Consider the following 24,343-nt stretch of genomic DNA (forward strand, 5'->3'; position numbering starts at 1 on the left):
CATGCAGGTCACGCGCGATTTCTCCCATTATGTCCGCGAGGCGGGCGAGGGCGTCCAGCACATCGATCTCGCGGTCGAAGGCGTTCATTGCGCTGGATGCATGGCCAAGATCGAACGCGGCCTGTCCGCCATTCCTGACGTCACGCTGGCGCGCGTCAACCTCACCGACCGCCGCGTCGCGCTGGAATGGAAGGCGGGCACGCTCGACCCCGGCCGCTTCATCGATCGTCTCGAGGAGCTCGGCTACAAGGCCTATCCGTTCGAGACCGAGAGCGCGGAAGCGTCCGAGGTCGCCGAATCGCGTTTCCTGCTGCGCTGCCTCGGGGTCGCCGCCTTTGCCACCATGAACGTGATGATGCTGTCGATCCCGGTGTGGTCGGGCAACGTCTCGGACATGCTGCCCGAGCAGCGCGACTTCTTCCACTGGCTGTCGGCGCTGATCGCATTGCCGGCGGCGGCCTATGCCGGCCAGCCGTTCTTTCGCTCGGCCTGGCGTGCGCTGTCGGCGAAGACGACCAACATGGACGTGCCGATCTCGATCGGCGTGATCCTCGCGCTCGGCATGTCCGTAGTCGAGACCATCCACCACGCCGAGCACGCCTATTTCGACGCGGCGATCATGCTGCTGACCTTCCTGCTCGTCGGCCGCTTCCTCGACCAGAACATGCGGCGGCGGACCCGCGCGGTCGCCGGCAATCTCGCGGCGCTGAAGGCGGAGACGGCCGCGAAGTTCGTCGGCTCCGACGAGATCTCGCAGGTGCCGGTGGCCGCGATCCATCCGGGCGATATCGTGCTGCTCAGGCCCGGCGAACGCTGTGCGGTCGACGGCACCGTGATCGAGGGCCGTTCGGAGATCGACCAGAGCCTGATCACCGGCGAGACGCTCTATGTCACGGCCGGGCAGGGCACGCCGGTCTATGCGGGCTCGATGAACATCTCTGGCACGTTGCGGGTGCGGGTCTCGGCGGCGTCCGAGGCGACGCTGCTCGCCGAGATCACGCGGCTGCTCGACAACGCGCTGCAGGCGCGCTCGCGCTACATGCGGCTCGCCGACCGTGCTTCGCGTCTCTACGCGCCGGTGGTGCATGCCACCGCGCTTCTGACCATCCTCGGTTGGGTCATCGCCGGCGCGTCCTGGCATGATGCGATCGTGACAGGCGTTGCCGTGCTGATCATCACCTGTCCCTGCGCGCTGGGGCTCGCCATTCCGACCGTGCAGACGGTCGCCTCCGGCGCGATGTTCAAATCCGGCGTGCTGCTGAATTCCGGCGATGCGATCGAGCGGCTGGCCGAAGCCGACCATGTCATCTTCGACAAGACCGGCACGCTGACGCTGCCCGATCTCGAAGTGATGAATGCCGCCAACATCCCCGCCGACATCTTCGAACTCGCCGGCCGACTCGCGCTGTCGAGCCATCATCCGGTCGCCGCCGCCGTGGCGCAGGCGGCCGGCGCCAGATCGCCTGTTGTCGGTGCGGTCGAAGAGGCCGGGCAGGGCGTCCGTGCGACCGTGGAGGGTGTCGAGCTTCGCCTCGGCCGCCCCTCCTTCTGCGGCGCCGAGGCGCTGGTTGGGAGCGCCGTTGTCGATCCCGAAGCTTCCATCGTCGCTTTCAGCAAGGGCAGCGAAAGGTTCATCCTCTCGGTCCGCCAGGGCCTGCGTCCGGATGCGCAGGCCGTGATCGCGGCGCTGAAGGCGCGCAACATCGGCATCGAGATTCTCTCCGGCGATCGGGAGCCGGCAGTGATCGCGGCGGCCCATGCGTTGGGCATCGCGGAATGGCGTGCCGGCGTCACGCCGGCCGACAAGATCGCACGGATCGAGGAATTGAAGCGGCGCGGCGCCAAGGTGCTGATGGTTGGCGACGGCATGAACGACGCGCCTTCGCTGGCGGCAGCCCATGTTTCGATGTCGCCGATTTCGGCGGCGCATTTGAGCCAGGCCACCGCCGATCTCGTCTTCCTCGGCCGGCCGCTGGCACCGGTGGTTGCCGCCATCGACGCCTCGCGCAAGGCGCTGCATCTGATGCGGCAGAATCTCTGGCTTGCGATCGGCTACAATGTGCTCGCGGTGCCGGTTGCGATCAGCGGCGTCGTGACGCCCCTGATCGCGGCTGCGGCCATGAGCGGATCGTCGATCCTGGTGATGCTGAATTCGCTGCGCGCGCGTAGCGCCTCGCGGGAGATCTTGTGATGGAGATCCTGGTCATCCTGGTCCCGCTGGCGCTGATGCTCGGCGGCGCCGGTCTCGTCGCCTTCCTGTGGTCACTCAGAAGCGGCCAGTACGATGATCTCGACGGCGCCGCCTGGCGCGCCATCGCCGACGACGAACCGCCGCAGGAAGTGCCGGCCAAGCGCTAGCGCTTCAAGTTCAGTGCGAGCAGGCCAGCGGCCGCAAGGGCTATGCCCACGCCAGTCACGCAAGCGTGCCAGCCGAAGGCATCGAACAGTCGGCCGAGCACGGCGGTGCCGACGAGCCCTCCACAGAAGTAGCACGCTAGATAGGTGCCACTGGCGACGCCGCGGTGCTCGGTCGCGGTCCGCCCGACGAAGCCGGTCGCTGCCGCCTGTGCAAAGAAGGTCCCGGCCGCGACCAGCACCATTCCGGTGAGCACTTCAGGCAGCCGCCCAGTCAGCATCAGCGGCAGGCCGATGCCGGCAACGGCGAGCGAGCCCCAGATCGTCGGGCGTGCTCCGATGCGTGAGGTAACCCGCCCCGCCAGCAAGGTCGTGACGACCGAGGGCAGGAACACCAGGTAGACGAGGCCGAGATCCATCATCCCGAGCGACAGCGGCGGCCGGACCAGAACGAAATTGACGAAGGTGAAGGTGCCGATGAAGGCGAACAGAATGCAGAAGCCGATGCCGTAGGCCGCGCGCAATCGCGGATTGCGCCAATGCGCCATCGTGGCGGCCAGCGGCGATGCCGCCGGCGCCGCCGCATGCATCGGCGGCACGCGCCTGATCGTGAAGTAAACCAGCGCCGCACCGGCGAGATTGAGCGCTGCGAACAGATAGAAATTCCAGGCAAGGCCGAGGCTTTCGGCAACAGCCGCCGAGATCAGCCGGCCGACAAGATTGCTCGCGACATTGCCGGTGATATAGGCGGCGAAGGCGCCGCCGGCGTCCATCGCGCTGCATTGCTCGCCGAGATGAGCCAGTGTCAGCGCGAAGGCGGAGGCCATGCACAGGCCCTGCGCGACGCGCAGGGCGGTGAAGACGGCGAGATTTGGCGCGATCGCCAGCAGGCCGGTCGGGAGCGCCAGCAGCATCAGGCTGAGCAGGATGCCGGTGCGGCGGTCGATATGCGGGCTGAGAAAGCCAACCACGAGGCTGGCTGTGGCCATGCCGAACGTGCTGGCGTTGACGGCAAAGCCCATCGCTGCTGGCGTGACGCCGTAATGGCGCGTCAGCGAGGGCAGGATCGCCTGCGTCGCGAAGAGATCGACGACGGTCAGGAACGCGGTGAGGCCGATCACGAGCGAGCGCAGCGCCAGACCCGGCGCCTGCGCCTCCATCATCATGGCGGCCGGTTTGATCGGCGCGGAAAGATCGGTCATGGCGATTGTCCTGTAGGGATGCGGCGCCCGGGGAAAGTCCGGGCGCCACCTCTCGTAACGAAATGCGATGGGGCCGGGGGCACTCGGTTACATGTGGTGGTCGTTGGGATCCTTGCGGACATCGCCGACATAGAGAATGACGGTCTCCTTGCCGAGGTTCTTCCACCAATGCGAGGTGCCGTGAACCTCGGGGCGGATGTCGCCGGCCTTGTGCACGATCGGATCGACGCAGTTGGAGGCGTATTCGACGATCTCGCCCTGTTGCACGAAAATGAGAGCGGGGCGGTCGTCATGGCTATGCCAGGGCACGATGCCGCCGGGCTCGATGGTCAGCTTGCGGAAGCGCAGCTCGCGGCCCTCGATATGCGCCGGCTGCTTGCCGAGGTCGATCGCGCCCAGCGTGACGTCGGTCACTCCGACGGGTTTGTAGTCGACCATCTGCTGGGCGTTCGGCTTGATCTTGCCGGCCGGACATTCGCCGGCAACGACCGGCTGCGCCGAGAGCGTCAGCGCGCCGACGATGGCAAGGCCCGGCCAGATCAGACGCGACAAGGCATGGCTCTTGGACATGGAAAGGTCTCCTGTGTTGGCCGCAACCCCGCTGGTCGCCGGCGATGACGGGAGCTTCATCGAGATCGCGTCCATCCTGAAATGCCCGCTTGCTCTCGATGCGATAGCGGCGCGCTATGTCGATGCGCAGCGGCTATCGATCCGATTGGGCAATGGCATTTCCGCTTTCGTAGCATCCGGCGTTCGATGACAGGGCGCCCCATTGGCGGGCGTTCACGTCAATCCGGAGGAGCACCTCATGCCGAAATTGTCCAAGACCCTGATCGCCACCGCCGCGTTTGCGGTCATCGCCACGTCGGCCTTTTCGGAGGCCGCCTGGGACTTCAAGGCCGGGATGGCCTATGTCTATGGCGGCCCCGGCAAGATGTCGGCGATGGCCATGGCGCCGGCCGAGAAGAACCACGAGGCGATGATGAAGAACGCCAAGAAGGTGCCCGACAACACCGTCTTCTTCATGAGCAATGGGTCGATGTACACCACCTCGGGACGGCTCGATCCGACCGGCAATTTCTACGTGAACTGAACGGGCCCTGGCATCGTGGCCGCCCCCTTGCGGGCGGCCGAACCGGGAAACTAATATTCGCCGAAGGGAATGCCGGAGCAGAAAGATGACAGCTCTCTCGCCAGCCGACGCGGAACAGCTCAGGCTTGCCTTCCAGCGCTGCCGCGACATGGACGGTACGCTGAACGATCAGCTCCGCGCCTATGCCGATGCCAGCCGTGAGGTCTTTCCGGCGTATGGTGAGGCCGTCGATCGACTGGTGGCGAGATTGGGCGGGAACGGCGGTGGTGAAACCGCGCCGCGCCCGGGCGATGCGATGCCGCCGTTCATGCTGCCGGACGAGTCCGGGCGTCTCGTCACGTTGCCGTCGCTGCTGGAGCGCGGTCCGCTCGCCGTGATGTTCTTCCGCGGCCATTGGTGTCCCTATTGCCGGCTCAATGTCCGCGCGGTGGTTCAGGCGCTCGATCGCATCGAGGCCATGGGTGCGCAGATCGTTGCAGTGATGCCGGAGACGCAGGAATACACGAGGCAGCTCAAGGCTGAATCCGGCGCGCCGTTTCCGATCCTGACCGATCTCGATAACGGCTATGCGCTGTCGCTCAATCTCGCGATCTGGCTCGGCGCCGAGATCCAGGACCTGTTGTCCTACCAGGACATGGCGAAGTTCCACGGCAATGACGGCTGGATGCTGCCGATCCCGGCCGTGTTCGTGGTCGGCCGCGACGGAATCGTGAAGGCCCGCTTCGTCGATCCCGATTTCCGCAAGCGCATGGAGATCGATGATCTGCTCGCAGCGCTGGAGAGCGCGGGCAGGGAGAACTGAGCGCTCGCGACACGGGCTTATCCCGCAATCTCCCGCCAGTCGGCGCCGCGCAGCATGCGCATCACAGCGTTGGCGACCGCCGTGCGCTGCCGCCCGGCGACCCCGTAAAGGCTGACGGTGCGGCGGGCGTCGAGCCCGGCGACCGTGGCGCGCGTCAGCGTCTGCGGCAGGGGCGAGGTGTGCGGCATCATGGCGACGCCGATGTCGGCCTCGACCAGCTCGATCAGGTCGCGCTCGCTCGAAATCTCGTGGCCATGCTCGATGCCGTGCTCGCGCAGGCTGGCGGAGATGCGGCGCGAGTGCTCGCAGAAGGTCCGGCCCAGCAATTGCTCCGAGCGCAGATCGTCCAGTTCGATGCTGCTGCGCCCGGCCAGCCGATGCCCGTCGCCAACGACGAGCTCGAAGCTCTCAGTGAACAGCGGCCAGGCGTCGAGCCGGTCCCAGGCCTCGTCGATCTCGGCGGCGATGCCGAGCTCGGCCTCGCCCTTCTTCAGGAATTCACCGACCTCACGGCTCGTCCCGCGCAGGAAGCGAAGCTCGAGCCGGTTGAACTGTCGCCTGATCTCGTTGAGGTGGGGAATGAGCAATGCCAGATCGATCGAATGCGTCAGAGCGATACGGAGCGCGCCGACCTCTCCGCTTCTAAACGAAGAGGCGAGCGAGCGCGCGCCGGCGGCGGCGTCGAAGCATTGCTTCAGGAGCGGATGCATGCGCTGGCCGAGTTCGGTCAGTTGCGCCGCCGGCCGCTCGCGGCGGAAGAGGTCGCCGCCGAGCTCGGCCTCGAGCTGCTTGATTGCGCGTGTCAGCGAGGGCTGCGTGACGTTGCACTCCTCCGCCGCGCGCGTGAAATTGAGCAGCTGCGCCACCGCGAGGAAATAGCGGACCTGGTGCATTTCCATGGATCGGCTCCCGGCGAAATCGGCCCCAAATCTAACCGATCGGAGCGGGAAATGACATCCCGGCGGCGATAGCGCGGACGTATGGAGTCGGAAGCCAACTGGCATTTCCGTGAAAGGGGATGATCCCGCAGATTTCGCTCCAATCACGGCGCGGTATCGCTCCCAGAAGAGGTCTGGATCATGAATATCCCCATCAAGACGCAGGCGCCCGCTTCGTCACGCGTGCTAGCCGGCAAGGTGGCGCTCGTCACGGGCTCGACCAGCGGCATCGGTCTCGGCATCGCACGTGCGCTGGCGGCGGCCGGCGCCGACATCGTGCTGAACGGCCTCGGGGTTGCCAGTGAGATCGGCCGGACGCGCGAGCAGATCGCCGCCGAGTTCGGCGTCAAAGCAAGCTACTCGCCGGCCGACATGACGAGGCCGAATTCGATCGCCGAGATGGTCGCTGCGACGATCGCCCAATCCGGTCGGCTCGACATCCTCGTCAACAATGCCGGCGTCCAGCATGTCGCGCCGCTGGACCAGTTTCCGGTCGAGAAATGGGACCAGATCCTGGCGATCAACCTGTCCTCGGCGTTCCACACCACGCGGCTCGCGCTGCCGGCGATGCGCCAGAACGGTTTTGGCCGGATCATCAACATCGCCTCGGCGCATGGCCTGGTCGGCTCGCCGTTCAAGGCCGCCTATGTCGCGGCCAAGCACGGCATCGTCGGCCTGACCAAGGTGACGGCGCTGGAGACCGCGGAGGAGGGCATCACCTGCAATGCGGTCTGTCCCGGCTACGTCTATACGCCCCTTGTCGAAGCGCAGATCGACGGGCAGGCCAAGGCGCACGGCATCTCCCGCGGTCAGGTGATCCGCGACGTGCTGCTGGCGCAGCAGCCGAACAAGCGTTTTGCCACGGTCGATGAACTCGGCGCGCTCGCGGTGTTCCTGTCGACGGATGCGGCGGCTTCGATCACCGGCGTTGCGCTGCCAGTCGACGGCGGCTGGACCGCCCATTGACATGAGCCAGCGCAACAAGTCGAATCTTCGGCCAATGCAAGCTCATCAGGAGCGAGATATGAACGGCACACAGGACAACGCACGAGGCGAGAGCCACGACCTGCCGGGTCAGGTCGTCCTCGTGCTGCAAGGCGGCGGTGCGCTCGGCTCCTATCAGGCGGGTGTCTACCAGGCGCTGCATGAGGCCGGCATCGAGCCGGACTGGGTCATCGGCACCTCGATCGGAGCCATCAATGCGAGCCTCATCGCAGGCAACGCGCCGGAGCATCGGGTCGCTCGCTTGAGGGAATTCTGGAAGCGGATGGAGCAGAATCCAGTCTGGGACTGGCGCGCCGCGTTTCCAGGCTTCAATGAGAAGCTGGCTTATTGGTCGACGGTCACTCACGGCATTCCAGGTTTCTTTCGGCCCAATCCGCTGGCGCATGCCGGCGATTCCTATCCGCTCGGTGCCGACAATGCGGGCTATTATTCGACCGTACCGCTGGAGAAGACTCTGAGCGAGCTGGTCGATTTCGACCTCGCCAATCGCTGCGCGCCGCGCCTGACGGTCGGTGCGGCCCATGTCGGGACCAGTGAAATGCGCTATTTCGACAGCCGCGACGGCGAACTGACGGTCAAGCATATAATGGCGTCGGGCGCGTTGCCGCCGGCTTTCCCGGCGGTGCGCATCGACGGCGAGCTCTACTGGGACGGCGGCATCCTGTCGAACACGCCGACGGAAGCGGTGTTCGATGACAACCCGCGCAGGGATTCGCTGATCTTCTCGGTGCATTTGTGGAATCCCGTCGGGGCCGAGCCGAGCACCATGGCGGAGGTGCTGAACCGGCACAAGGACGTGCAATATTCCAGCCGCATTTCGAGCCAGATTGCGCGCCAGCAGCAGGCCCATCGTCTGCGTCATGTCATCAACCAGCTCGCGGCACGGCTTTCGGAGGTCGAGCGCAACGATCCTGCTGTGAGGGAGTTGACGAGCTACGGCTGTCCGACCCGCATGCACGTGGTGCGGCTGCTCGCGCCGCAGCTCGAGCGCGAGACCCATACCAAGGATATCGACTTCAGCCCGTCGGGAATCACGCGGCGTTGGCACGCTGGTTATGCGCACACGAAGTCGGTGCTTGCGCGCAAGCCTTGGATCGGCGAATTCGACCCGCTCGCCGGCGTGGTGCTGCACGAGCATATGGAGGAGATGCCGATTGCGGCGGAGTGAGGGCCTTGCGCGTTGTTGTCTGGCGCAGTGACGATTTCCCGGCGGAGCGGTCTGGGCTATTGTTGCGCCGTCTTGGTCGCGAGGCTTGCAATTGGTTGCTGAAAAGGATCTCGAGGCAACGCTCGATCTGGTCCGCGCCAACGCGGCGGGGCCGGTGGCGGGCGTGTTCGGTCCTGATACGCTGACCTGGCGGATCGACCGGGAGGCCGTCATCTTTCTCGGCGCCGGCCGCGCGTTGTTGCTGCAACTGGCGCATCCCTGGGTCGCCGCCGCCATCGCCGAGCATTCGAAAACCCTGGCCGACCCGATCGGCCGCTTCCATCGCACCTTCGATATCGTCTTTGCCATGGTGTTCGGCTCGCTCGACCGTGCCTTGCGCTCGTCCCGGCAGCTGCACCGGCGGCACGGCATGATCGTCGGAGAGATGCCCGAGACGGTCGGCCCCTTTGCGGCAGGCTCGCGCTACTGCGCCAACGATATCCCCTCGCTGCGTTGGGTCCATGCGACGCTGGTCGAGACGGCACTGATGGCGCACGAGCTGGTTCTACCGCCGTTCTCGGTGGAGGAGCGCGAGCGCTACTGGACCGAGAGCCGGATGTTCGGTGCGTTGTTTGGATTGACGGCGGATGATCTGCCCGCGGACTGGGCCGGTTTTACGGCCTACACCGCGGCGATGGCGCAGTCGGATACGCTGACCGTGAGCCCGGCGGCGCGCGAGATCGCGGCGCGGATTTTTGACGGCGCGCGTCCGTGGTTGCGGCCGCCGCGATGGTATCGCGCGCTGACGGCGAGCCTGTTGCCGGAACGATTGCGCGCCGGCTTCGGGTTTGAGCTCGGCGAGCGGGAGCTCAGATCGGCCGACAACGCGCTGCGATGGATCCGGCGCATCTATCCGACATTGCCGGACCGGCTGCGCTATGTCGGCCCCTATCAGGAAGCCCAGGCGCGGCTGCGAGGCGAAGCGCAGCCGGACTGGATGACGCGCTGCCTCAACAGGGCGTGGATCGGGCGGCCGCAAATGGATGTGCGCGGGAGAGGGTGAGGTTCGCTGCCTTTAGCCCCGTCATCCTGAGGTGCGAATGGCGCGATGCAAAAGCATCGCGCCGGGAGCCTCGAAGGATGCACGGCCCCGCTGCTGCAGCCGGGCCGTCGCCCTTCGAGGGCCGCTGAAGAAGCGGCCACCTCAGGGTGACGGGGAGAGATAAGCCTCGCAATGACCGAGCGTGCGGAAGCGCCTCTGCCTCACACCGAAGCCAGCTTCCGGTACAGCGCGCTGTAGCTCCCCGCCGAGATGCTCCAGGAGAACGACCGTCCCATGGCGCTGCGGCGCATGGTGTCGAGCTGGTCCTGGGCCATGAAAGCGGAGAAAGCCCGGCGGACACCGCCAAGGAAGGACTCGCGCGAGGGCCTCGAGAACAGGAAGCCGGTCTCGCCGTCGGTGATGGTTTCGGCAAGGCCGCCGGTCTGGTGACCGATCGGCAGCGAGCCGAAGCGCTGGGCGTACATCTGGCTGAGCCCGCACGGCTCGAAGCGCGAGGGCATCAGGGTGAAATCGCTGCCGGCAAAGATACGGCGGGCCTGGGCGTCGTTGAAGCCGATCACCACGCCGATGGCATCTGGTCGGCGACGATGCGCGTCGATCAGAGCCTGCTCCAGCGCCGGCTCGCCGGAGCCGGTGACCACGATCTGCCCGCCGGCATCGACGATCTCGTCGGCCGCCGACAGCACGAGGTCGATGCCCTTCTGATGCACGAGACGCGCGACGATGCCGAACATGGGGCCGCGCGACACCGCTAAGCCGAACTGCTTGCGGACGTAATCCGCATTGGCCCTCTTGCCGACCCAGTCGCCGGCGCCGAACTGCTGGGCAAGCTGGGCGCAGGAGCGCGGGTCCCAGCTCTCGTCGATGCCGTTGAGGATGCCGGTGAGCTCGGATGCGTCCGAGCGCAGGCGGAGCAGGCCCTCCAGGCCGCAGCCGAACTCGGCCGTGGTGATCTCGCGCGCATAGGTGCCGCTCACGGTGGTGAGGTGCGAGGCGTAGACGAGGCCGGCCTTGAGGAAGGAGAGCTGGTCGTAGAACTCGACGCCGTCGATGTGGAAAGAGCTTTCCGGTGCGCCGATCCGCCGCAACGAGTCCTTCGGGAAGAGGCCCTGGTAGGCGAGGTTGTGAATGGTCAGGATCGAGGGCAGCTTGGAGCCGCGCCAGGCGAGATAGGCCGGCACGAGCGAGGCCTGCCAGTCATTGGCATGGATCAGGTCTGCTGCCCAATTCTTGTCCAGCTTGCCCACGGCCAGCTCAGCGGCGGCCGAGGCAAAGCGCGCGAAGCGGATGTCGTTGTCGGGCCAGTCACGCCCGGACTCGTCGCCATAGGGGTTACCGGGCCTGTCGTAGAGTTGCGAGCAGAGCAGCACGTAGACCGGCAGGCCGTCCTTGGTCGCGGCCCGTCCGAGCGAGCAGGCCGGCATCTCCGCGAAGGCCGGGCAGCGCCCAACGATCTGAATATGCGTGAGTTGCTCGATGATGTCGCGATAGCCGGGCAGCATGATCCGGATATCGGCAAAGGAGCGAAGGGCGCGGGGCAGCGCAGCGGACACGGCTCCAAGGCCGCCGACGCGGACGAAGTCGTCCAACTCCGTGGTGACGAACAAGACCCTCAAGAACAGCTGCCCTCTGTCGATCCCGTTCGCTGCTATGCAAGAACGGGTCCAGTTGTCCGGGAATTCTTAAAGCCCGCCTACGCGGCGCGTCGGTTCGGTAAACACTTTCCTACTCGGCCGCCGCCCTCTAGGGTCGCCGCATCAACAACAAAGAACTTCGAGAGTTCCTGAGACCCAAGGACGTGAGCAGGCATGCAGCTAGCAGATAAGCATGAGGGGACGACGACAAAAGCCTTCGCGGGCCTCAGGGTCCTGGATTTTTCGACCACCATCGCCGGTCCTCACTGCGCGCGGATGCTTGCCGACATGGGCGCTGAGGTCATCAAGATCGAGACCGACGGCGGGGAGACGATGCGGACCCGGCCGCCGCTGCGCAAGGGGTGCAGCACCGCGTTCGGCCAGCTCAATGTCGGCAAGAAGAGCGTCGTGCTCGACCTCAAGTCCGAGGACGGCAAGGAGGCGGTGCGCCGTCTGGCCGCGACATCAGACATCCTGGTCGAGAACTTTCGTCCCGGCGTGATGCACAGGCTACGCCTCGACTACGACAGCCTGCGCATCGTCAACCCGAGGCTGATCTATTGCTCGATCTCAGGCTACGGCCAGACCGGCCCCTCGGCCGAGCTGCCGGCTTATGCTCCGGTGATCCATGCGGCCTCCGGCTATGACATGGCGCATCTGGCCTACCAGCCTGGCCGCAATCGCCCTGATTATTGCGGCATCTATCACGCCGACGTCGTCACCGGCACCTATGGCTTCGGCGCGATCGCGTCCGCGCTCTATCAGCGGACCGTGACCGGCCTCGGCCAGCACATCGACGTGTCGATGCTGGAATCGATGCTGTCACTGACGCTGACCGAATTGCAGACCGCGCAATTCGCCGTGAAGCCGCCGCCGCGCCCGATGTTCGGCCCGACCGAGACGGCAAGCGGCTATGTCATGATCACGGTCGCCAGCGAGAAGACGTTCCAGGGATTGATGGGCGTTATCGGTCACCCCGAATGGATCTCCGATCCGCGCTTTGCGACCTATGCCGCGCGCCGCGAGAATTGGGCGGAGGTGATGGACGGCGTCGAAGCCTGGTCGCGGGAACTCACGACCGATGCGTGTCTCGCAGCGCTAGGGGCTGCCGGCGTGCCGGCGTCGGCCTATCGCACCGTGTCGGAGGCGCTGGCCGATCCGCAGCTCGCGCACCGGCAGGCGCTTTCCGAGGTGCGGGACGAGGGCGGCTCCTTTCAGGTGCTCAACCTGCCATTCCGGATGTCGGGTGCCGATACCACGCCGGCCAAGACGATGGCCGTGCTCGGCGAGCATACGGATGCGCTGCGCGAGGAGATCAGCCTCGGCGATGATGCATCAATTCCGACAGGCAAAACTGCCGCGACAGGCTGAGCACCATTACGCCGCACGTGCGGCGTGTGATCTGTCGCGCGTTCCTCTTGCCGTGGCGAGCTTTTGTCGCCAATCTCGTCCTCAGTCATTCAACGATCCGAAACATCGGACGAGGGATCCCGGGAGGAACCATGACGAACATCGCTGCCGCAGCGCGCAAGCACGCGCCGATTTTCCTTGTTGCGGCATTTGCCCTCCTTCCGCTGGCCGGGCCGGCGCAGGCACAGAAGCCGGGCGGCAGCATCACAGTCGGCCAGGAGCTGGAGATTGCGGGCTTCGATCCGCTCAAGGTCGGTGTCTACGACACCTCCACCTTCACCGCGGCCGCCGCGATCTTCGATACGCTGACCACGCTCGACGACAAGGGCGAAGCCGCGCCAAAGCTCGCGATGTCCTGGACTCATTCCGACGATTACAAGAGCTGGACCTTCAAGCTGCGCCAGGGCGTGACATTCCACGACGGCACGCCGTTCAATGCGCAGGCCTTCAAGGAGAATTTCGACCGACAGAAGGACCCCGCCAACAAGTGCCGCTGTGCCTTCTACATCACCAACGTCAAGGAGGTGCTGGCGCCGGACGAAACCACCGTTGTCTTCAATCTGACCGATCCCTCGGTGAACTGGCCGGCGGTGATCACAATCCAGAGCTCCAACAACGTCATTCATTCGCCGACCGCGTGGAAGACCAAGGGTGACGACTACAATCGCAATCCCGTCGGCACTGGTCCCTACATCCTGAAATCATGGACCGCAGGCGACCGCATGGTGCTGGAGAAGAATCCCAATTACTGGGACGAGGGCCGGCCCTATCTCGATCGCATCATCCTGAAGCCGTTGCCTGACGCGCAATCGCGCTTCGCCTCGCTGCAATCGGGCGAGGCCGACATCATCTGGGACGACGAGAACGACGCCGACAACATCATGAGGGCGCAGAAGGACTCCAAGCTCACTGTGCACACCTACAAGGGCTCGGGCGCCCAGGTCTACGCCTTCAACACCAAGGTCGCGCCGTTCGACGATGTCCGCGTGCGTCAGGCGCTGGTGATGGCGCTCGACCGCCCGAAAATGTCGCAGGCCATCAGCAACGGCTTGAGCCGGCCCGCGACCAATCCCTATGGCGATGGCTCCTGGGTCAAATGCAAGGACGACGGCGCGCTGCCGTTCGACGTCGAGAAGGCCAAGGCGCTGATCAAGGATTACGGCAAGCCGGTCGAGTTCAAGATGCTGGTGACCGCGACGCCGCGCGGCCGCATGATCGGCCAGGTGCTCCAGCAATTCTGGAAGCGCGTCGGCGCCAACATGGAGATCGAGCAGGTCGATCAGGCCACCATTCCCTCGCGCGCCTTTACACGCCAGTTCCAGATGACGCCATGGCGCATCGTCGATCTCGCCGATCCCGACCCGCAGATGTACGCGAATTTTCGCAGCGGCAGCCCGCTGGCACTGGCCGGTTTCTCGAATCCCGAGCTCGACAAGCTGCTGGACCACGCGCGCGTCACCGCCGACCTCGGCCAACGCACCGAGGATTACTGCGCCATCAGCCGCCTGATCAACATGGAGGCAATCTGGTTCTGGACCTTCCAGAATACTTACTACGCGCTATCTAGCGCTAAGCTGAAGGGCTTCCCGAAGATCTACAATGGCGTGATCGACGTTTCGACGACCTGGCTGGAATGATGGCGCGATGCTGAACTTCGTCGTTCGGCGGCTGCTTGCCATGCTGCCGGTGCTGCTCGCCGTCTCGCTGCTGACATTCCTGATCGCCTCGCTGCTGCCGGGCGATCTCGCTCTCGTCATCCTCGGCGATCAGGCGACGCCGGAGAATGTCGCGGCGCTACGCTGGGACATGGGGCTCGACCAGCCGCTGTGGTGGCGTTACCTGAGCTGGCTCGGTCACGTCTTGCAGGGCGATCTCGGCCGCTCGTTCCGTACCGGGCAGACGGTGCTTCAGGCGGTCGCCGAGCGCATTCCGGTCTCGCTGCAATTGATGCTGATGGCCGAGTTCATCGGCCTCTTGATCGGCGTCCCGGTTGCGATCGCCTGCGCCGCGCGCGCCGGCGGCGCGTTCGACCGCTTCATGACCGGCAGTGCGTTTGCGATGCTGTCGATGCCGTCCTTCCTGGTGGCGATCCTGCTGATCTATCTGTTCGCGGTCGAGCTGCACTGGCTGCCGGCGACCGGCTACGTGCCGTTCACCGAGGCGCCGCTGGCGAATTTACGCTTCTTCGTGCTGCCGGCACTGACGCTGGCACTGGCGGAATGGCCGGGAATCATGCGGGTGCTGCGCTCCGACATGATCGCGACCTTGCAGGAGGATTATATCGCGCTCGCCAAGGCCAAGGGTCTCAAGCCCGCGCGTATCCTGTTCGTGCATGCGCTCAAGCCCTCGTCGCTGACGCTGGTGACGGTCACAGGCATCAATATCGGCCGCCTGCTCGGCGGCACGCTGATCGTGGAATCGATCTTCGCGCTACCGGGCATCGGCCGGCTTCTAGTCGGGGCGATCTACACCCGCGATCTCGTCATCCTCCAGGGCGTGGTGCTGCTGGTCGCCTGCGGCTTCGTCATCGTGAATTTCATCGTCGACATGCTCTACGCCGTGCTCGACCCCAGGATCCGCCATGGCCACGCTTGAGCTCTCGATGCAGGACGAGGCGGCGCCCGTGCCGGTCGGCCGCAAGCGCAGGCTCGGCCTGTTGTTCTGGCTCGCGAGTGCCTGGCTCGCGATCATCCTGACGCTCGCGATCCTCGCTCCGGTGCTGCCGCTGCAGAACCCTGTAGATATGGACATGCTGGAGCGCCGTGCGGCGTTTTCTTCCGAGCACTGGCTCGGCACCGATGGGCTCGGCCGCGACGAGCTCTCCCGCCTGATTTTCGGGGCGCGGGTGTCGCTGACTGTCGGGCTGATCGCGCCGATGATCGGCCTTACGCTCGGCGGCGCGCTTGGGCTGCTCGCCGGCTATTTCCGTGGCCGGTTCGAGACATTGGTGGTGGGCAGCATGGACGTGCTGCTCGCTTTTCCGCCGCTGATCTTCGCGCTCGCCGTGACCGCCTATCTCGGCCAGTCCGTTCCCAACCTCACCTTGATTCTCGGTGTGCTCGGCATTCCCGCGTTTATGCGCGTGGCGCGCGCGGCGACGCTGAGCTTGGCTCGCCGCGAGTTCGTGATCGCGGCCGAGGCATTAGGTGCCAGCCATGCGCGCATCCTCATGCGCGAGCTGTTGCCGAACGTGATCCTGCCGCTGCTGGCCTTCTTCCTGCTCGGCGTCGCCGTCACCGTCGTGGTCGAGGGTGCGCTGTCCTTCCTCGGTCTCGGCGTGCCGCCGCCGATGGCGAGCTGGGGCAGCATGATCGGCGAGGGGCGCGACAGCCTCGACGTCGCGCCGCGGCTGGCGTTCCTGCCGGCGGCCGGACTGTTCCTCACCGTGCTGGCCTTCAATCTGGTCGGCGACACCTTGCGGGCACTGACCGACCCGCGTCAGGGGGCGCTGTGAGCGCTGCGCTGCTGACCATCGAGGACGTTGCAGTCGAGCTACCGACGCCTCGCGGCAATCTGCGCGCCGTGGATCATGTCGACCTGTCGCTGGAGGCGGGCCGCACGCTCGGGATCGTCGGCGAATCCGGTTGCGGCAAGACCATGCTGTCGCGCGCGGTGCTTCAACTGCTGCCGAAAAAAGCAAGGCTCACGGGACGCGTGATGTTCGACGGCCAGGACCTGGTGCGACTCGATGCGGAACGCTTGCGTCGCTTGCGCGGGCGCGATCTCGCAGTCGTGTTCCAGGACCCCATGACCTCGCTCAACCCGGTGCTGACCATCGGCACGCAGTTGATGGAGACGATCCAGGAGCATCTCGAGCTTGACGTCTCCGCGGCAAGGAAGCGCAGCATCGAGCTGCTGGCGGCCGTCGGCATTCCCGCGCCGGAGCAGCGGCTCGCGCAATATCCGCATCAATGTTCCGGCGGCATGCGCCAGCGCATTGCGATTGCGATCGCGCTGTCCTGCGAGCCGAAGCTCTTGATTGCGGACGAGCCGACCACGGCGCTCGACGTCACCATCCAGGCGCAGATCCTCGATCTGCTCGCGCGCGAGCAGCGCCGCCGCCACATGGCCATGATCATCATCACCCACGATCTCGGCGTCGTCGCCGGCCGGGCCGACGAGGTCGCGGTGATGTACGCGGGCAGGGTGGTGGAGCGCGCGCCGACGCAAGCCTTGTTCAAGCGTATGCACATGCCCTACACCGAAGCGCTGCTGGCGGCGATCCCGAAGCTGGATGCCGCGCCGCATACGCCGCTGCCGGCGATCTCCGGCCGTCCGCCCGATCCGACACGACCGCCCAAGGGCTGCTCCTTCGCGCCGCGCTGCCGCTATGCCGCTAGCCGCTGTCATGAGGCCAAGCCCGACCTGAAAAGCGCTGAGAGGCCCGATCATCTCTATGCCTGCTTCCATCCGATCCAGATGGCGGAAGGAATCGGCGCATGATGCAGCTTGCCGCGCGCGTCGAGCCGCTGCTGAACGTCGACAATCTCGTCGTCGAATATGGCCTCGGCAACAAGACGGTGCACGCCGTCTCCGGCGTCAGCCTCCAGGTCGCGCGCGGCGAGACGCTCGGGCTGGTCGGAGAATCCGGCTGCGGCAAGTCGACGCTGGGGCGCGCCGTGCTGCAATTGCGCCGCGCCAAATCCGGCCGGGTGCTGTTCGACGGCGAGGACATGACCGCGATGGAGGGCGAGGCGCTGCGCAAGATGCGGCGCCGCGTGCAACTGATTTTCCAGGATCCGATCGCCTCGCTCAATCCGCGCCGTCGCATCGGCGACATCGTGGCCGAACCGCTGATCATCGCCGGCGTCAGGGATGCCGCCGAGCGCAAGCGCAGGGTTTACGAGGTGCTCTCTGCGGTCGGGCTCGATCCTGATCTCGTCGCGGGCCGCCTGCCGCATGAGTTCTCCGGCGGGCAGTGCCAGCGCATCTGCATCGCGCGATCGCTGGTGCTTAACCCCGAGTTCATTGTCTGCGACGAGCCGGTCTCGGCGCTGGACGTCTCCATCCGCGCGCAGATCCTCAATTTGCTGGAGGAGATGAAGGCGCGCTTCGGCCTGACGCTGTTGTTCATCGCGCATGATCTCGCGGTGGTCAAAGCGGTCAGCGACCGCGTCGCGGTGATGTATCTCGGCCGGCTTTGCGAGGTCGGTCCGTCGGAGCAATTGTTTGCAAATCCGGCGCATCCCTATACCGGGCTCTTGTTGCAGGCGATCCCGGTGCCCGATCCGGATATGCGTCCCGCCGAGAGTGTGGCAGCGGGTGAGCCACCATCGCCGATTGCGCCGCCGTCCGGCTGCCGCTTCCGCACCCGTTGCCCGCGGGCCGACCAGCGATGCAGCGCTGAGATACCGGAGTTGCGCGAAATCGCACCCGGCCAGTTCGCGGCTTGCCATCATCCGCTGGCCTGAACTAAGACCGGTTTGTCTCGCCTTGCCGGCCATGGCATGGTGGCGCGGCGACAAGAAGAATGCGGGAGGACGCCGATGAAGAGTTTCAAGGTTGCCGATTTCAAGGCGCCGCTGCAGGAGTTCGACGAGGCGACGCCGCAGCCGTCGGGCACGCAGGTGCTGATCAAGGTAAAGGCCGCCGGCGTCTGCCACAGCGACCTCCACATCTGGGAGGGCGGCTACGATCTCGGCCACGGCCGCAAGCCGCTGTCGCTGAAGGACCGCGGCATCAACCTGCCGCTGACCATGGGTCACGAGACGGTCGGCGAAATCCTGGCCTTCGGCCCCGACGTGAAACCGACCGACCAGGGCGACCTCAAGCTCGGCGAAGTCGGCCTGGTCTATCCCTGGATCGGCTGCGGCAAATGCGCGACGTGCCTGGCCGGTGACGAGAACATGTGCCTGACGCCGCGCTCGCTCGGCGTCTATTGCGACGGCGGCTATTCCGATCACATGCTGGTGCCGCATCCGCGCTACCTGCTCAATCTGAAAGGGCTCGACCCGGCGACGACCGCGCCCTATGCCTGCTCGGGCGTCACCACCTACAGCGCGCTCAAGAAGGTCGAGCAGCATTTCGACACCCCGATCGTGATGTTCGGCGCGGGCGGGCTCGGCCTGATGGCGCTGTCGCTGCTGAAGGCGATGGGCGGCAAGGGCGCTATCATGGTCGATATCGATGCCAGGAAGCGCGAGGCGGCGGAGAAGGCCGGAGCGCTCGCCACCGTCGACCCCAAGGCGCCGGATGCGCTGGAGCAGCTTGCCAAGAAGGCGGGCGGGCCGATCCGCGCCGTGATCGACCTCGTCGGCAATGCCGCGACGACGCAGCTTGGATTCGACTGCCTGACCAAGGGCGGCAAGCTCGTGATCGTTGGCCTGTTCGGCGGCGGCGCGACCTGGGCGCTGCCGCTGATTCCGATCAAGGCAGTGACGATCCAGGGCAGCTATGTCGGAAACCTGCGCGAGACGCAGGAATTGCTCGATCTCGTCCGCACCAAGAAGGTGCCGCCGATCCCGGTGACGACGGCACCGCTCGCCAAGGCCAACGACGCGCTGGTGCAATTGCAGCAGGGCGCGGTGGTCGGGCGCACAGTGCTGACGCCGTAGTGAACACTCTCTCCTCCGTCATTGCGAGGAGCGAAGCGACGAAGCAATCCAGACTGCCTCTGCGGATGGATTTCTGGATTGCTTCGCTTCGCTCGCAATGACGACTTGGCTAGCTCCTTTCCTTGAGGCCCTAAATGTCCGCAAACAACGCCTTCCACATTGCCGTGCTCGCCGGTGACGGCATCGGTCCCGAAGTCATGGCGCCGGCCCTCGAGGTGCTGCGCAAGATCGAGCAGAAATCGGATTTGCGCTTTCGCTTCACCGAGGCAGCCGGCGGCGCCAACCATTATCTTGCCACCGGCAAGTCGATGCCTGACTCGACCATCAAGCTGTGCGAGGAGGCGGATGCGATCCTGCTCGGCGCCTGCGGCCTGCCGTCGGTGCGCTACCCCGACAATACCGAGATCGCGCCGCAGATCGAGCTGCGCTTCATCTTCGATCTCTATGCCGGCGTGCGGCCGGCGCGCCTCATTCCGGGCGTGCCGAGCCCGATCGTCGGCGCTGATGCGCGCGGCATCGATCTCGTCGTGATCCGGGAATCGACCGAAGGCCTGTTCGCCTCGATGGGCAAGGGCGTCGTCACCCATGAGGACGCGCGCGAGACCATGGTGATCACACGCAGGACATCCGAGCGCCTGTTCGACTTCTCGTTTCGCCTCGCCGAGCGGCGCAAGGCGCGCGGCAAGCCCGGCGCGCTTGCCTGCGTCGACAAGGCGAACGTGTTCAAGGCGTTCGCGTTCTTTCGCGGCATTTTCGACGAGATCGCGAAGAAGCATCCGGAGGTGAAGACCGACCGGCTCTATGTCGATGCCTGCTCGGCGATGCTGGTGAAGCGGCCCTGGGATTTCGACGTGATGGTGATGGAGAACATGTTCGGCGACATCGTCTCCGACATCACCGCGAGCCTGATCGGCGGCCTCGGCATGGCGCCGTCGGCGGACATCGGCGACAAATATGCCGTGTTCCAGCCCTGCCACGGCACCGCGCCCGACATCATGGGGCAGGGCAAGGCCAATCCCACCGGCATGATCCTGTCGGCAGCGATGATGCTGGACTGGCTCGCCGACAAGCACGGCGTCGAGAGTGCGGCGGAAGCCGGCGAGACGATCGAGCGTGCGGTGGATCAGATCTATGCCGGCGGCATCAAGCCGATGGAGTTCGGCGGCAACAACGGCACCGCCGATATCACCAAGGCGGTGCTAGGGGCGCTCTGAGAAGCAGCCGAGTCGCGGCGCCAGTTCATCTCAAAAGAAAAAGGGGCCTCGCGGCCCCTTTGTCGTTCACCAGCGGCGCCAATGATGGTGGCGATGGCCCCAGCCCCACGGGCGCGGGCCGTAGAAGCGTCGCGGGCCGCCGTAATAGCCGTAGGCGCCGTAATAGTTCGGACGCCAGAAGCAGCGGCCCCAGGGGTTGCATACCCAGCGCACCTGATCGACGTCAGCGGCCGGACCGCTTGCAATCTTGTCCGCCTGCGGGATGCCATTCGGCATGGCTGCGAACGCCTCGCCCGACGCGAGCGTCACACCGCCGATGGCAACCAGAGCAAGAACAGCAGATTTCAGTGTCATCGCGATCTCCCTCGTTGTGACGGGAGAACTTTCGTCAGATCAACTGGTTGCAACCGCGCGGAGTTGCACGAGGAATTTAATCTTCCTGAACGTCGGTTCAGCTTCAACGCCCCTGGAACTGCGGTTTGCGCTTTTCCATGAAGGCCTGCCGGCCCTCGCGAAAATCCCGGGAATCCATGCAGGCGTTGCCGATCGCCTTGATCGCGTCCACGTCGCGCTGGCTCTCATCCTTCAGCACCTGTGCGATGGTGATCTTGGCGGCCTTGATCGCGAGCGGGGCGTTCTGCGAGATCGTCTCGGCAATCGTCATGGTCTCGCCCCAGAGCTCGTCGACCGGGAACACGCGCTCGATAAGGCCAATGCGCAGCGCTTCGGCGGAATCGATGCGCATGCCCGTGTACATCAGGAGCCGCGCCCAGGACGGGCCGACCAGCGACACCAGGTGGCGGAGGCCGTCAAAGCCATAGGCGATGCCGAGCTTGGCAGCGGGAATGCCGAACTGGCTGCCGTGCGCGGCGATGCGGATGTCGGCGAGCATCGCGAGCTGCATGCCGCCGCCGAGGCAAAAACCCTCGATGCAGGCAATCGTCGGCTTGGGATAGTCTGCGAGCAGTGCGCGCTGGGCGGCGCTGCGCCTGGCATATTCCTCGGAGGCCGCCGCGTTGTGCCGGGTCTTCTCGAACTGGCTGATGTCGGCGCCGGAGACGAAGGCCTTACCGCCGGCTCCGCGCAGGACCACGACGCGCACCGTCTCGTCGTCGCGCAAGGCGGTCAGCGCCTCGCCAAATCCCTCCCACATCTCCAGCGACATCGCGTTGCGCTTGTCGGGATTGTTGAAGGTGATCACGCCGACGCCGTCGGTGGTGTGCTGGAAAATCTTGCCGTCCGCGTAGGGGGTACCGGTCGTGCTGAATATGTCGGACATCGCGCGCTCGCTCGTCATGTGCGAGGGGCAATGTGCTGCGGTGGCGCTTCCGGGGTCAACCGGGCAGGGTGGGCGAGTCTGCATCCGCCTGTACCGGGATTGCATGGCGCGTCGTCCCGAGTGTCGCGCGTGCAAAGAAAAGGGGCGGTCGTGCCGCCCCGCAAAGGCCGCGCGCAAGCGCGCGAGCCGGAATATGATCGTTCAATCCGGCCGCGTCCCCGCGACGCGGCGGATTGAAGATCGGCCGTAAAGGCCAGACCGTCGACCGGTCTCAGCTCTCGTTCGCCGCAATCGATTCCATCAGCGAGACCAGCTGACGCTGCACGGTCTGGTCCTTGATCTTGCTGTACGCGCGCAGCAAGCGGAGGCTGAAGGCCGAATCGAGGAACAGCAGGCTCTCGACTTCGCGCGCCTTGTTGTCACCGTCGTAGAAGAAGGTCACGGGCACGTCGAGGGCAGAAGCGATCTGCTGCAGACGAGCCGCGCCGACGCGATTGACGCCCTTCTCGTATTTCTGGACCTGCTGGAAGCTGACGCCAAGCTTCTCGCCGAGCTCGGCCTGCGAGATCTTCATCTCGACGCGCCGCAGACGAATCCGCTTGCCAAGCTCGATGTCCGGCTTGCCAGCGCTGCGCTGCTTCATTCTTTTCGCCGCTGCTTTCATCTTCGTTTTCACCTTTGTTCTTCGGTTGAAAATCCCCCGAAGAGCTGGGTCAGGGGTTCGCCCATATACGAGTCCTTGAATTCATGCGGATGCACGAACTCTTCCTTAAACCACGGGAAGCGAGCCGGACTGAAAGCTTCGATCAGCCAATCAATCATGTGCCGCACGCGCGGAATACGGCCGCTACCGGGATGGTAGGACAACCAGATATCCAGCGGTCGGTTCAACTCGACCTCCAGTGGAATCAACTTCCCGCCAAGCGCAATGGCGTAGCTCGGAAAGACGCCGATGCCGGCGCCATTCGCGACCGCCCAGTAGTTGGCGCTCGAGACGTTGGTCTTCATGACCAGAAGGTCACGTTCCGACACGCCCGGGAAGAAGCTCTCGAAGGATTCCTTGGCGGCAAGCTGGTCGGCGAATTGCAGCACCAGGCGATGCTTGATCAATTCCGCCGCCGTGCGCGGCGCGCCATGCTTCTCGATGTATTTCTCGGAGGCCCAGAACATCAGATGCATGCGGCCGAGCCGCACCAGTTTGATGTCGAGCGCGGAGGGACGCGACAGATGGATGGCGACGTCGGCCTCGTGGCGCGAGACGTCCGCCGAGCGCATCGCGCAATGCAGGTCGACCAGGATCTTCGGATAGGCCTGCTGGAATTCAACCAGGCGCGGGGCGAGCCAGAACGTGCCGAGCCCCTCGGTGACGGCGACGCGCACCTCGCCGGACAGGGCGTTGGCCATCGAATCGCTGGCGCGCAGCACGTCGAAGGTGGCGGCCTCCATGCGCTCGACGGCGGAGACCACCAGCGCGCCTTCATCGGTCAGATGGGTGCCGTGGACGTCACGCGTGAACAGTGTGGTGCCGGTCTGGCGTTCGAAATCGTCGATTCGCCGGCGCACGGCGTTGATCGACAGCGACAGGCGCTCAGCCGCCGATCGGAAACTTCCGCATCGGACGACTTCAAGGAATATGCGAGCGGCGTCCCAATCAGAGAGGCCGCTGAGATTTGTCCTTGGGCGTTCCGCCACAGGAACGCCCCTTTCCGCCAAGGAGTGCATACAATTTCCTTCGGGTGGCTAAACTGGCAGAATCTGGCGCAAACCACAACTACTGCGAGTTGGGGGATGATGAGTTTTGAACGTCATCCTTACTACGTCGTGGGTGGTATCTGAATGCTGCCAAGGCTGGGAATCGGGCGGACCATCGCCCGGATGAGGGGTGTGGCGTGAGTTCCGTTGCGAGCCGTGAAATGGCTGCGGGATTGCAGGCGCTGTCCGTAATGAACGTGCTTGCGCGAAAGCCGGCGCCGTCTCCTTCAATGGATCAATCACAGCGGGCCGGGCGTTTGCTCTCGGACTGCTTCGATCGCGGCCAACGACGCAGCGCGGCGAAGTTAGCCAGAACCGCTGTTCCGCGGCAGAAACCCACTGAAATCAGGTTCAGAGGCGCTGTGGCCTCGTGCTATCCTCCGTATTCCATGGGGGCCGAAGGGGTCGTCACCAACACGTCTCGCAGGCCGAATTAACGGAAAGAACGCCGGTGTCGCATTCAGACGAACAATTGCAGTCGGTGCTGGAAACGCTCGAGGGGTGCCGCAGGGTTCTCAACGCGTGCGACAGCCGTGAGTCGGCCGAGCTGCTGTCGATTGTCATCCTCGACGTCAGGATGAAACTCAAAGGAATTGACAGTGCCGAACTCAAGGCACTGTGCGACGAAATGTTGCGGAGCGCTGCGAGCGAGCCGCCGTCCCCTTCCAAGCAGACGCAGGACCAGCCCCGGCGTCCGCTGCTCCGCGTGGTGAAGTAGCCACGCCGCCGAATCTCGCTTTTTGGCGAGGTTTGTGCGCGTCCCGATGCCGCACCTGTGATCGCAGGCGGCATCGGGAGGAGCCCCGGTTTGGTGCGCCTCTGTTGCGCATTCTCCGGCATCGGTTACACCAGAGCCGGTTCGGCTCCTGGCCGCGCGCATTCCCGGCGCGCCGCA

The 24,343-nt window shown here is 65.3% G+C and carries 24 protein-coding genes; 16 read left to right on the plus strand and 8 right to left on the minus strand.

Annotated elements, in window-relative coordinates:
* Nucleotide 1: 1 nt before the first annotated feature.
* Together GGD65_RS32525 and ccoS are read left to right on the plus strand one after the other, a co-directional pair.
* The gene (locus GGD65_RS32525; RefSeq protein ID WP_183237916.1) at nucleotides 2-2,191 is read left to right on the plus strand and encodes a cation-translocating P-type ATPase; all 2,190 of its coding nucleotides are present in this window, start codon (nucleotides 2-4) and stop codon (nucleotides 2,189-2,191) included.
* Entirely contained in the window at nucleotides 2,191-2,358 is a 168-nt protein-coding gene (ccoS, locus tag GGD65_RS32530; RefSeq protein ID WP_018322747.1) for a cbb3-type cytochrome oxidase assembly protein CcoS, read from the plus strand. The genes GGD65_RS32525 and ccoS overlap by 1 nt, the downstream gene beginning before the upstream one ends.
* On the opposite strand, the gene GGD65_RS32535 is transcribed toward ccoS, so the two are convergent.
* Both GGD65_RS32535 and GGD65_RS32540 read right to left on the minus strand, forming a co-directional pair.
* The gene (locus GGD65_RS32535; RefSeq protein ID WP_183237917.1) at nucleotides 2,355-3,557 is read right to left on the minus strand and encodes an MFS transporter; all 1,203 of its coding nucleotides are present in this window, start codon (nucleotides 3,555-3,557) and stop codon (nucleotides 2,355-2,357) included. The two genes, ccoS and GGD65_RS32535, sit on opposite strands and share 4 nt — an antisense overlap.
* Before the next feature lie 87 nt (nucleotides 3,558-3,644).
* A complete protein-coding gene (locus GGD65_RS32540) occupies nucleotides 3,645-4,127 on the minus strand; it encodes a cupin domain-containing protein (protein ID WP_026202806.1) in 483 nt (160 codons plus the stop codon).
* 238 nt (nucleotides 4,128-4,365) lie between these two features.
* Between GGD65_RS32540 and GGD65_RS32545 the strand changes: the two genes are divergently transcribed.
* Together GGD65_RS32545 and GGD65_RS32550 are read left to right on the plus strand one after the other, a co-directional pair.
* Nucleotides 4,366-4,650 (plus strand): hypothetical protein, encoded by a 285-nt coding sequence (locus tag GGD65_RS32545; protein WP_026202807.1) that lies wholly within the window; start codon nucleotides 4,366-4,368, stop codon nucleotides 4,648-4,650.
* 85 nt (nucleotides 4,651-4,735) lie between these two features.
* Nucleotides 4,736-5,452, plus strand: coding sequence for a peroxiredoxin-like family protein (locus GGD65_RS32550; protein ID WP_183237918.1), 717 nt, complete (start codon nucleotides 4,736-4,738; stop codon nucleotides 5,450-5,452).
* Nucleotides 5,453-5,469: 17 nt separating this feature from the next.
* Here GGD65_RS32550 and GGD65_RS32555 read toward each other — a convergent pair whose 3' ends face one another.
* Complete coding sequence (locus GGD65_RS32555; RefSeq protein WP_183237919.1) at nucleotides 5,470-6,351, minus strand: LysR family transcriptional regulator; 882 nt, start codon at nucleotides 6,349-6,351, stop codon at nucleotides 5,470-5,472.
* A gap of 180 nt (nucleotides 6,352-6,531) precedes the next feature.
* Here GGD65_RS32555 and GGD65_RS32560 point away from each other — a divergent pair, with 180 nt between their 5' ends.
* From GGD65_RS32560 to GGD65_RS32570, 3 genes are all read left to right on the plus strand, one after another.
* Nucleotides 6,532-7,356: a 3-hydroxybutyrate dehydrogenase gene (locus GGD65_RS32560; protein WP_183237920.1), complete on the plus strand. Its 825-nt coding sequence runs from the start codon at nucleotides 6,532-6,534 to the stop codon at nucleotides 7,354-7,356.
* A 58-nt stretch (nucleotides 7,357-7,414) separates the two neighbouring features.
* A complete protein-coding gene (locus GGD65_RS32565) occupies nucleotides 7,415-8,563 on the plus strand; it encodes a patatin-like phospholipase family protein (RefSeq protein ID WP_092259969.1) in 1,149 nt (382 codons plus the stop codon).
* 91 nt (nucleotides 8,564-8,654) lie between these two features.
* Nucleotides 8,655-9,605, plus strand: a complete 951-nt coding sequence (locus tag GGD65_RS32570; protein ID WP_183237921.1) for an oxygenase MpaB family protein — start codon at nucleotides 8,655-8,657, stop codon at nucleotides 9,603-9,605.
* Nucleotides 9,606-9,805: 200 nt separating this feature from the next.
* On the opposite strand, the gene glgA is transcribed toward GGD65_RS32570, so the two are convergent.
* The gene (gene glgA, locus GGD65_RS32575; RefSeq protein WP_183237922.1) at nucleotides 9,806-11,221 is read right to left on the minus strand and encodes a glycogen synthase GlgA; all 1,416 of its coding nucleotides are present in this window, start codon (nucleotides 11,219-11,221) and stop codon (nucleotides 9,806-9,808) included.
* 192 nt (nucleotides 11,222-11,413) lie between these two features.
* Between glgA and GGD65_RS32580 the strand changes: the two genes are divergently transcribed.
* The 8 genes from GGD65_RS32580 to GGD65_RS32615 all read left to right on the plus strand — a co-directional run bounded on the left by GGD65_RS32580 (nucleotide 11,414) and on the right by GGD65_RS32615 (nucleotide 20,417).
* Nucleotides 11,414-12,610: a CaiB/BaiF CoA-transferase family protein gene (locus GGD65_RS32580; protein WP_183237923.1), complete on the plus strand. Its 1,197-nt coding sequence runs from the start codon at nucleotides 11,414-11,416 to the stop codon at nucleotides 12,608-12,610.
* Nucleotides 12,611-12,741: 131 nt separating this feature from the next.
* Complete coding sequence (locus tag GGD65_RS32585) at nucleotides 12,742-14,286, plus strand: ABC transporter substrate-binding protein (protein ID WP_183237924.1); 1,545 nt, start codon at nucleotides 12,742-12,744, stop codon at nucleotides 14,284-14,286.
* A gap of 7 nt (nucleotides 14,287-14,293) precedes the next feature.
* Nucleotides 14,294-15,244 carry an ABC transporter permease gene (locus tag GGD65_RS32590; RefSeq protein ID WP_183237925.1) on the plus strand — a complete coding sequence of 317 codons (951 nt, stop codon included), beginning with the start codon at nucleotides 14,294-14,296 and terminating at the stop codon, nucleotides 15,242-15,244.
* Nucleotides 15,231-16,103, plus strand: a complete 873-nt coding sequence (locus tag GGD65_RS32595; protein ID WP_183237926.1) for an ABC transporter permease — start codon at nucleotides 15,231-15,233, stop codon at nucleotides 16,101-16,103. Before GGD65_RS32590 ends, GGD65_RS32595 begins: the two co-directional genes overlap by 14 nt.
* Nucleotides 16,100-17,092, plus strand: coding sequence for an ABC transporter ATP-binding protein (locus tag GGD65_RS32600; RefSeq protein ID WP_018322760.1), 993 nt, complete (start codon nucleotides 16,100-16,102; stop codon nucleotides 17,090-17,092). The genes GGD65_RS32595 and GGD65_RS32600 overlap by 4 nt, the downstream gene beginning before the upstream one ends.
* The gene (locus tag GGD65_RS32605) at nucleotides 17,089-18,060 is read left to right on the plus strand and encodes an ABC transporter ATP-binding protein (protein ID WP_183237927.1); all 972 of its coding nucleotides are present in this window, start codon (nucleotides 17,089-17,091) and stop codon (nucleotides 18,058-18,060) included. The genes GGD65_RS32600 and GGD65_RS32605 overlap by 4 nt, the downstream gene beginning before the upstream one ends.
* A 75-nt stretch (nucleotides 18,061-18,135) precedes the next feature.
* Complete coding sequence (locus GGD65_RS32610) at nucleotides 18,136-19,203, plus strand: alcohol dehydrogenase (RefSeq protein ID WP_018322762.1); 1,068 nt, start codon at nucleotides 18,136-18,138, stop codon at nucleotides 19,201-19,203.
* Nucleotides 19,204-19,337: 134 nt separating this feature from the next.
* Entirely contained in the window at nucleotides 19,338-20,417 is a 1,080-nt protein-coding gene (locus GGD65_RS32615; RefSeq protein WP_183237928.1) for an isocitrate/isopropylmalate dehydrogenase family protein, read from the plus strand.
* A 66-nt stretch (nucleotides 20,418-20,483) separates the two neighbouring features.
* Here the strand turns inward: GGD65_RS32615 and GGD65_RS32620 are convergent, their stop codons facing one another.
* The 4 genes from GGD65_RS32620 to GGD65_RS32635 all read right to left on the minus strand — a co-directional run bounded on the left by GGD65_RS32620 (nucleotide 20,484) and on the right by GGD65_RS32635 (nucleotide 23,418).
* Entirely contained in the window at nucleotides 20,484-20,771 is a 288-nt protein-coding gene (locus GGD65_RS32620; protein ID WP_018322764.1) for a hypothetical protein, read from the minus strand.
* A gap of 103 nt (nucleotides 20,772-20,874) precedes the next feature.
* Entirely contained in the window at nucleotides 20,875-21,696 is an 822-nt protein-coding gene (locus tag GGD65_RS32625) for an enoyl-CoA hydratase (RefSeq protein ID WP_183237929.1), read from the minus strand.
* 271 nt (nucleotides 21,697-21,967) lie between these two features.
* Complete coding sequence (locus GGD65_RS32630; RefSeq protein ID WP_020608151.1) at nucleotides 21,968-22,339, minus strand: helix-turn-helix domain-containing protein; 372 nt, start codon at nucleotides 22,337-22,339, stop codon at nucleotides 21,968-21,970.
* 29 nt (nucleotides 22,340-22,368) lie between these two features.
* Nucleotides 22,369-23,418 (minus strand): LysR family transcriptional regulator, encoded by a 1,050-nt coding sequence (locus tag GGD65_RS32635; RefSeq protein WP_183237930.1) that lies wholly within the window; start codon nucleotides 23,416-23,418, stop codon nucleotides 22,369-22,371.
* Between the two features lie 481 nt (nucleotides 23,419-23,899).
* On the opposite strand from GGD65_RS32635, the gene GGD65_RS32640 reads away from it, so the two are divergent.
* Nucleotides 23,900-24,166: a hypothetical protein gene (locus tag GGD65_RS32640; protein WP_018322768.1), complete on the plus strand. Its 267-nt coding sequence runs from the start codon at nucleotides 23,900-23,902 to the stop codon at nucleotides 24,164-24,166.
* The last annotated feature ends 177 nt before the right edge of the window (nucleotides 24,167-24,343 follow it).

The sequence above is a fragment of the Bradyrhizobium sp. CIR18 genome (genome assembly GCF_014198295.1).
Lineage (GTDB): Bacteria > Pseudomonadota > Alphaproteobacteria > Rhizobiales > Xanthobacteraceae > Bradyrhizobium.